This window comes from Pseudomonas sp. NPDC087614 (assembly GCF_044743485.1).
GTDB lineage: Bacteria > Pseudomonadota > Gammaproteobacteria > Pseudomonadales > Pseudomonadaceae > Aquipseudomonas > Aquipseudomonas baetica_A.
The window spans coordinates 19,749-27,568 of sequence record NZ_JBIUWN010000076.1 but is presented as its reverse complement, the minus strand read 5'-3'; the positions used below and the strand labels follow the sequence as shown (position 1 = coordinate 27,568).

Genomic DNA, 7,820 nt, shown 5'->3' with positions numbered 1-7,820 from the left:
CGGGCAATCTGATCGTTTTTGATCGGTCTACCGCTTTCAAAATTGGATGAGGTTGAAGTTGGCCGGAAATACAGGGCTACTTCAGACCATCCCTAGGGGTCGAGTGTTCGAATCACTCCGTCCCGACCATATGATTCAATGACTCAGGCCGATGTTCACAGCATTGGCCTTTTTCATGCGCGTGATATTTGCGTGACATCTCCATTTTTGACGATGGTCTCGACAGACTCAGACTCAGACTCAGACTCGAGTTGAGGGGTGTTGAGGAAGAAGAAATCTCGTTCTACTTCTTTCGCTTCAGCATGACTGTTCAAGACGTGTAAGCATGCAGCTTCTAATAGGGGGGGGCGGCAACTGCAGGCGCGCGTTCAGCAACGAGCAGCGCTGTAGGCGCGGTGGGGCATCCCGGGCAATATCTGTTCTATCCATGTATAAGCGGTATCATCACTCTATTCGGCAGTATGGGTACCGCATCGAAAGAAGCGACGGTTCGATCACCTCGCTCTTTACCCGGATTCGCTTTGTTATCAGAAGGAGAAAAAAGATGAAACGGATGTTTTTGATCGGGCTGTTCGCGGCATTACTTGCCGGTTGTGGTGATCCAAAACTGGACGCAACCACCGAAGGATCCTTGCAGGAGTCGTCTAAAAAAGTTGCTGAAAATCTGTCTCCTGACGAGAAGAAACAGTTTACGGCAGACCTGATGCTGATTGCCTTGAGCAATTTGAGTCTCGGAAATACATCGCTGGTCGGGGTACAGCAGAACAACAGTTTAAGTCTTGACGGAAAGACGGCTGCTGACGTGAATGCGATGGCGACGACTATTCGCGCAGCGACCGAGCAGAAGAAAAAAGAGCAGGCGTTGCTGGAAATCAAGGAGCTGAAGTCCAAGGCTGCTTCTGCCGAGATTGCAAAAAGCGAGCTGGCGAAGTTCGCTGTATCGAGATCCAGACTTCTGGAGCAGCAGACTGACAAGTACTCGAAGATTGCTCAGCCGGTTATCGAGTTGACGGTGCAGAATGGCACTTCGCATCCAATTTCACGCGCGTACTTCAAGGGCTCCATTGCCAGTCCTGAACGAGCCGTTCCATGGTTTGTCGACGCGTTCAATTATGAAATCAGCGGTGGCTTGGAGTCTGGTGAAGGCGCGACCTGGCAACTCTTGCCCAACAAGTTCGGCAAGTGGGGCAAGATTGAAGCGCCGGCCGGAGCCATTTTCACCGTTGAGGTTTACCGGCTTGATGGCCCGGATGGCAAGGCGCTTTTTGATGCCAGCGGTTTGAGTGAGAGTGAGCAGGCGCGACTGGATGCCCTGCAAAATCAGTATGGCGCCGCTTGATAGCCTGACTTGCATAAACCTGCTACGGCGGGTTTTTTCTGTCTATTGATCCGCATAACGCTTCAGGTGCTCTTACCTGAGGTCTTTTGCGCGCTGGCACTCTTCCAAAAGCTCATTTGGCAACGTGGCGCTATTAGCCGCAAGGCTGGTGAACATTACCGTTGCAGCTATAAAAACTCGTTAATAAATATTCGAACGGCGATCATCCAAATCCACTGTGCGCCGATACAACTGGGCGGGAGCGGGGTGTTTGCCCCGTGCATACCCGTGAACTACGCTCACAAAACACAAGGATTTCGGGCTTAGTGCCCCTGTCGTACCTGTCCAGGACACGCTTTTGCCTATCCCCGTTCACGACCCGCATCATGTCCCCGGCACGCTCAAGCGCTTGCCGTTACGCAAAGCTGCGGTGCTGTTTATCGTGGCAGTGTGTTTGTGCCTGTCCGGATTGTTGTATCTGCAACTGGAGCAGTCGCGGCGTCAGGACCTGGCAGTGGCGCAGGTGGCGTCGAGTAACCTGACACGGGCGATGGCGCAGCAGGCCGAGGACACGTTCCTGGCGGCGGATCTGGTGCTGACCATTCTGGTTGACTGGATCGAGGACGATGGTTACGGCGCTGCGCAAAAACCACGGTTGCAGAAAACGTTCGCTCGGCGAGTGCAGCAACTAGAGCAGTTGCATGGCATGTTCCTGTTCGACAGCAAGGGGCAGTGGGTGATTACCTCGTACCCTGACTTGCCCATTGGCAAGGACGTCGCCGACCGTGAATATTTCCGCTTTCATCAACAGAATGCCTCGAGGAAGGCGCACATCGGTCGGGCGATTCGCAGCCGTGAAAACGGCGAGTGGATCATCCCGATCTCCAAACGGGTCAACGATCGGGCCGGTCATTTTCAGGGTGTGTTGATGACCGGGATCAAGATGTCGTACTTCGACCGGTTCTTCGAAAGCTTCAGCCTCGACGACAAAGGCATCATGTTTCTCGGCCTGACTGACGGCACTTTGCTCGCACGTCGACCGTTTGACGAAAACCTGATCGGTTCTTCGTTGGCGCAAGGCAGCATTTATCAGACATTGCTGCCTCAAGCCCCGTCTGGCACTGCGATGATCAATTCGGTGGTCGATGGGGTGGAGCGTTTGTACGGCTACCGGCAACTGGCCTCGTATCCGCTGGTGGTTGCCGCCGGGACGTCGCGCGACACGATTCTCAAGGGTTGGTACGATCGGGCGTTTCAGTCCAGCGTGATCATTGCGCTGGTAATGCTCGGCGTCGGTCTTTTCGGCTGGGTGTTCATCCACCAGGTGCGCGACGGTGAGCGGATCGAGAAAAACCTGCGTAAGGCGCAACAGGCGCTGGAGCAGATCGCGACCCACGACAGCCTTACCGGGCTGGCCAATCGACGCCTGTTCGAGCGCTCGCTGGAGATCGAATTCGCCCGAGGGGCCCGGCAGAGCAGCCCATTAAGCCTGATCATGCTCGATATCGATTTCTTCAAACGCTACAACGATGCCTATGGCCATGTCGCGGGTGACCATTGCCTGACACAAGTCGCCCAAGTGCTCAAGGCTTGCTGTCAGCGCAAGACCGATCTGGCGGTGCGCTACGGCGGTGAAGAGTTCGCGGTGCTGTTACCGGACACCGATATCAACGGTGCATTGGCGATTGCCGGGCAGATTCGTCGCAGCGTGATCGACAAACACATCATCCACAGCGGATCACCGACCGAATACCTCACCGTGAGCCTGGGCTGTTACGCCTTCATTCCAAGTGGCAATGACGACCCTGAAGTGTTTATTCAGCAAGCGGACGCGGCGTTGTATCAGGCGAAAAATGCCGGGCGCAATCGTGCGGCCGTGCTGTCGATGGATGGCGCTATTGCAGAACTGATGCGCTCCGACCGCTAAGCCGATCACCTGCTTGCTGTAGGTTGTCATCTGACGTCTGAGTGGCCTCCTGTTCTTCTGGAATATTGGCTATTTGTCGAACCACGCGCCGGGGCTAACGTAGTCACACATTCACTCGCCCCGGAAACCCACCATGAAAGCTCGTACCGATTTCTACACTGCTTCCCCCGACGCCCTGAAAGCGATGATTGCCCTGGAAACGGCCGTGTCCAAGCTGCCGCTGGAAAAGCCTTTGGTTGAACTGGTCAAACTGCGTGCTTCGCAAATCAACGGCTGCGCGTTCTGCATCGACATGCACACCGCTGATGCGATCAAGGGGGGTGAAACTCCACGTCGCCTGTTCGCCGTGACCGCATGGCGTGAAGCGCCGTTCTTCAGCGACCGCGAACGCGCCGCCCTGCTGTGGACTGAGTCGCTGACTCAAGTGAGCCTGACCCACGCCCCGGACGAAGATTACGAAGTCGTCGCGGCGCAGTTCTCGCCCAAGGAAATGGTCGACCTGACCGTCGCGATCAGCACCATCAACAGTTGGAACCGTCTGGCGGTGGGTTTCCGTAAAACCCCGCAGGCCTGAGGCTTGCCCGTTATGCCTTGTGGGCGCGGTCATTGAGCGTGGCGCCAGGCATTTTCAGGTGCTTACTTGAGCCATTGGCCGGGCGTGCTACCGGTCATGGCTTTGAAAAACGCGATGAAGGCGCTGTCGCTGGCGAAGCCCAGTTCAAAACCGCAATAACCGAGACTGCGCCCGGTGGCGAGCAACTCCATGGCACGCATCAGACGCCACTGCTGGCGCCATTGCTGATAGCTCATACCGGTCTCGCGCTGGAATATCCGGCCAATGGTGCGACTGCTGGCGCCGATCTGGCGTTCCAGCATTTGCAGTTCCGGTGGCAGTTTTTCCGGTGTCGCCAGCAGTGCCGTCAGGCGCTTGTCCCGGGGCAAGGGCAAGAGCATGGGTTGTTGTGCGGCCTCGCGAATCTCGCTCACGCACAGACCCAATAGATGAACGAATTTGCCTTGCTGCCAATCGCTGTCGAAATCTGCCAATGCCATCGGCTCCAGCACCGCACGCAGCAGCGGGCTGACTTCAATCACGCACACCCCTTGCGGTAATTCTCTGCACAGTTCGGGAGTCAGGTAGATGGAGCGGTAATCCACGCTCTGTTGCATCACCGCGCGATGGACGACACCGGGCGGAATCCAGGCGGCCCGCGACGGTGGCAGCAAACACAACTGCTGCGCCAGGGTGATACGGGTGCAGCCCTGGCGGGTGTAAAGCAGTTGCCCGCGTTGATGGCGGTGTAGACCGGAATCGTGATCGCCGCCCAGGCTGGAGGCTATGCCGATGACCGACGCGCAATAGCGATCAGGGTCAAAATTCGTGTGGGCATTGAGCCAGGCCATGGTTTGTCCGATATCAACGATAAGTTGTCAGGATTTTGATAATACGTCATCCGTTGCTCCCTAGACTCCTCGGCAGTTTTTGTATGAGGAGTAACGGTGAGATGAACAACAGACATTTATTGGTGTTGGCGATTGCGCTGCTGATGTTTCCGCAAATTGCCCAGACCCTCTACAGCCCGGCGCTCGGCGATATCGGCCGTGCGTTTGGCGTTGGCCCGCAAGCGGCTGGGCAGACCTTGTCGGTGTATTTCCTGGCGTTTGCCTTTGGCGTGGTGACGTGGGGGAGGGTGTGCGACCGGATTGGTCGGCGCCCGTCGATGCTTGCCGGTTTGGCGATCTACGCGGTGGCTTGCGTGATCGGCTTGAGCGTGCAGAGTTTCCAGGGATTATTGATCGCCCAAGCCTTGGCGGCATTTGGCGCCGCTGTCGGTTCTGTGGTGACCCAAACCTTGTTGCGCGACCGCTTTCAGGGCGCGGAACTGGCGCAGGTGTTTTCGCTGGTGGGCATGGCTCTGGCAGCCAGTCCGGCGCTAGGGCTGTTCGCCGGAGCGGGGCTGGTTCAAGGGTTTGGCTATCGCGGCGTACTCGGTGCGCTGTTGCTGATTGCAGTGGCGTTGTGGCTGTGGAGTTGGCGCGCCTTGCCGGAAACTCGTGCGCAACCATTGTCCAGCGTGGGCCTGTTCCAAACCCTGGGGCGCATGGTGCATGACGTTGGGATCTGGCGCTCGGCCTTGTGGATCGCCTTGTTCAACGTGTCACTGTTCAGTTATTACAGTCTCGGCCCCTTTGTGTTTGAACGTCTTGGTTTGAGCGCAAGCATGTTCGGCTACAGCGGCGTGATTCTTGCGCTTGGCTCAGGTTTTGGAGCATGGCTGAACAAACGTCTGCTGCGCCGCGGTTTCAACGCGCTGCAATTGATTCGACTCGCCGCACTGAGCGGTTTGCTCGGTGGTGCAGGTGTTTGGGCGATGCAGGACAGCGGTGCGTTCATCTTGCCCATGTTGCTGGTGGTGCTGGCGTTCGGTATGGCGATTCCGAATATCCTTGGTTCGGCGCTGGTCAATTACACGGATCGCCTGGGCACCGCAGGGGCGTTGTTAGGGCTGCTTTATTACCTGCTGATTGGCGCGGGATTGATGCTCGCCGGTTGGTCGCAGGCACTCGGGGAAACCCTGATAGTGTGCAGCGGCGTGGCGTTGCTGCTGACATTCAACGCAAGTAAATCAATTGTTTAAGAAGTGTAAGCGATGTAGGAAGCGTCTTGCATTTGTGTAGGAGGGCTCCGACTATCACGATCATTGATAGGGTGGCATTGCGCCATTTGATGATCGCAAGGAAGTTGCGTGCCGTATTCGTTCCACGTTGTTTATCGTCGTCGATTCACGCTTTGCCCGCTGCTGTCGGCCTTTGTGTTGAGCGTGTGTGCCTCCTCGCTTGAAGCTGCCGAACCTGTCGCGCCGGGCCAGGAAGTATTGCGCCAGCAACAACAGCAACAGCGCGATTTGCAACAACTGCAACTGGAACAAAGAAAGCGGCAACTGGAGCGCGGCGCGTTCGGCCCCGCGTCGGTAACCCCAGCCATTCCCCAAACCGTTACCCCCGATGAGCGTTGCTGGCCACTGAGCGGCACGCGCATCGGCGGCGTCACGCTGATCGACAGCGCCAAGCTCAACGCACGCCTCAAACCGCTGTTGTCGCCGTGCATGGGCGTCGGCCAGATCAATAATCTGCTGGCGACCATCACTGCGATCTATGTCGAGAAGGGCTACATCGCCAGTCGCCCCTACCTGAGCAGCGCCCCGGCAGCGGGGCAGTCGCTGGACATCATGGTCGACGAAGGCTACATCGAGTCGATCGAACTGGCCGATCAGAGCCTGCCGGTTTCGCTGGGTGGCGCCTTCCCCGGGATGCTCGGCGGACCGTTGAACCTGCGTGATCTGGAGCAGGGGCTGGATCAGTTGAACCGTTTGCGCTCAATCGATCTCACCGCCGACATTGCGCCCGGCAGTCAGCCTGGCGCCTCGCGGATCATCTTGCGTTCGCGCACCTCTGGTCAGTCGCGCTGGGCCTTGAATGCCGGGCTCGACAACCTTGGCAGTGCCAGCACCGGGCGTGATCGCGACAGCGTCAGCCTGAGCCTCGACAGCCCGTTGGAACTCAACGATCTGTTGAGCCTCAGCGCCAGCGACACGTTAAACCAGGGTGATCGCTACAGTCGTAACGCCAGCCTCTACTACGCGATCCCTTACGGTTACTGGACGTACAGCGTGTTCGCCAGCCATGCCGAATATCGTGCGCCGTTCAAATTGCCCAGCGTGACCTTTCACACCACCGGCATCACCGATCAGATCAGTCTGCGTGCCGACCGCGTGTTGTGGCGCGACCAGAGTCGTCAGCTCAGCGCCAACCTGCAACTGGCGCACAAGGACGTCGACAGCTATCTGGAAAACGTCCGGCTGGGCATTCAGAGCCCGACGCTGGCTGTGGCCGAGGCCGGACTGAATCTGTTCTGGCTCGACCGCGCGGTGTGGAACCTCGATGTCAATTACGCCCAGGGTCTGCGCTGGTTCGGCGCCGATGACGACTCACAGCATCAGGTCAACAACCTGCCCAAGGCGCAGTTTCGCAAGTACCGCGCCGGCCTCAGCCAATGGCGCAACGGTCAGCTCGGCGCGCAAGCCTGGCAGTGGCAGAGCCAGCTCAACGTGCAGTACAGCCCCGATCCGCTACCGGCCATCGAACAACTGCTCGGCACCGACGATTCGGCGGTGCGCGGTTATCGGGTCAGCAGCGCCTCCGGTGCCAGCGGTGCGATCTGGCGCAACACGTTGCGCCTGCCGCTGCGCAGCGAATGGCCGGTGCAGATTACCCCGCGTGTCGGTCTCGACCATGGCTGGATCAAGGCCGATCACGGCGCACAGGGCCAACGCCTGAGCGGCGCCAGTGTTGGGCTGAATCTGGGCTGGAAGAACCTGCAAGTGGACCTCGATTACCAGCGCGCCCTCAACATTCCCAACGGTTTGCAGCACGAGCCGCCCACCTGGCTGATGCGTGTGGGTGTGCAGATATGACCCTTGTTTAAACCAATCAAGCAGTGAACAAACAGCCGTTGGATCTGAGCGCGACAGCCACGGCCAGGAAAAATCGCGCGACGTGATGCCGTCCTTCCAT

Annotated in this window: 6 protein-coding genes and 1 tRNA gene; 6 read left to right on the top strand and 1 reads right to left on the bottom strand. The window is 58.0% G+C overall.

The genetic code is table 11. The features are described from left to right. Positions 1-42: 42 nt before the first annotated feature. The 4 genes from ACIOWA_RS22660 (at position 43) to ACIOWA_RS22645 (ending at position 3,819) form a co-directional block, all read left to right on the top strand. A tRNA-OTHER gene (locus ACIOWA_RS22660) sits at positions 43-129 on the top strand. A gap of 415 nt (positions 130-544) precedes the next feature. Then, entirely contained in the window at positions 545-1,339 is a 795-nt protein-coding gene (locus ACIOWA_RS22655; RefSeq protein ID WP_401162029.1) for a DUF6694 family lipoprotein, read from the top strand. Between the two features lie 337 nt (positions 1,340-1,676). After that, positions 1,677-3,245 carry a diguanylate cyclase gene (locus ACIOWA_RS22650; RefSeq protein WP_401162027.1) on the top strand — a complete coding sequence of 523 codons (1,569 nt, stop codon included), beginning with the start codon at positions 1,677-1,679 and terminating at the stop codon, positions 3,243-3,245. A gap of 133 nt (positions 3,246-3,378) precedes the next feature. After that, on the top strand, positions 3,379-3,819 hold the full coding sequence (locus ACIOWA_RS22645) for a carboxymuconolactone decarboxylase family protein (protein ID WP_339433975.1): 441 nt from the start codon (positions 3,379-3,381) through the stop codon (positions 3,817-3,819). 62 nt (positions 3,820-3,881) lie between these two features. Here ACIOWA_RS22645 and ACIOWA_RS22640 read toward each other — a convergent pair whose 3' ends face one another. Further along, positions 3,882-4,649: a helix-turn-helix transcriptional regulator gene (locus ACIOWA_RS22640; RefSeq protein ID WP_339433974.1), complete on the bottom strand. Its 768-nt coding sequence runs from the start codon at positions 4,647-4,649 to the stop codon at positions 3,882-3,884. Positions 4,650-4,750: 101 nt separating this feature from the next. On the opposite strand from ACIOWA_RS22640, the gene ACIOWA_RS22635 reads away from it, so the two are divergent. Then, the gene (locus ACIOWA_RS22635) at positions 4,751-5,884 is read left to right on the top strand and encodes an MFS transporter (RefSeq protein ID WP_339433973.1); all 1,134 of its coding nucleotides are present in this window, start codon (positions 4,751-4,753) and stop codon (positions 5,882-5,884) included. Positions 5,885-5,992: 108 nt separating this feature from the next. Further along, positions 5,993-7,720, top strand: a complete 1,728-nt coding sequence (locus ACIOWA_RS22630) for a ShlB/FhaC/HecB family hemolysin secretion/activation protein (RefSeq protein ID WP_401162024.1) — start codon at positions 5,993-5,995, stop codon at positions 7,718-7,720. The last annotated feature ends 100 nt before the right edge of the window (positions 7,721-7,820 follow it).

Excerpts from the sequence above, each read along its gene's own strand:
- ACIOWA_RS22655 (WP_401162029.1), top strand. The coding sequence starts at position 545 with ATGAAACGGATGTTTTTGATCGGGCTGTTCGCGGCATTACTTGCCGGT.
- ACIOWA_RS22645 (WP_339433975.1), top strand. The coding sequence starts at position 3,379 with ATGAAAGCTCGTACCGATTTCTACACTGCTTCCCCCGACGCCCTGAAA.
- ACIOWA_RS22640 (WP_339433974.1), bottom strand. The coding sequence starts at position 4,649 with ATGGCCTGGCTCAATGCCCACACGAATTTTGACCCTGATCGCTATTGC.
- ACIOWA_RS22635 (WP_339433973.1), top strand. The coding sequence starts at position 4,751 with ATGAACAACAGACATTTATTGGTGTTGGCGATTGCGCTGCTGATGTTT.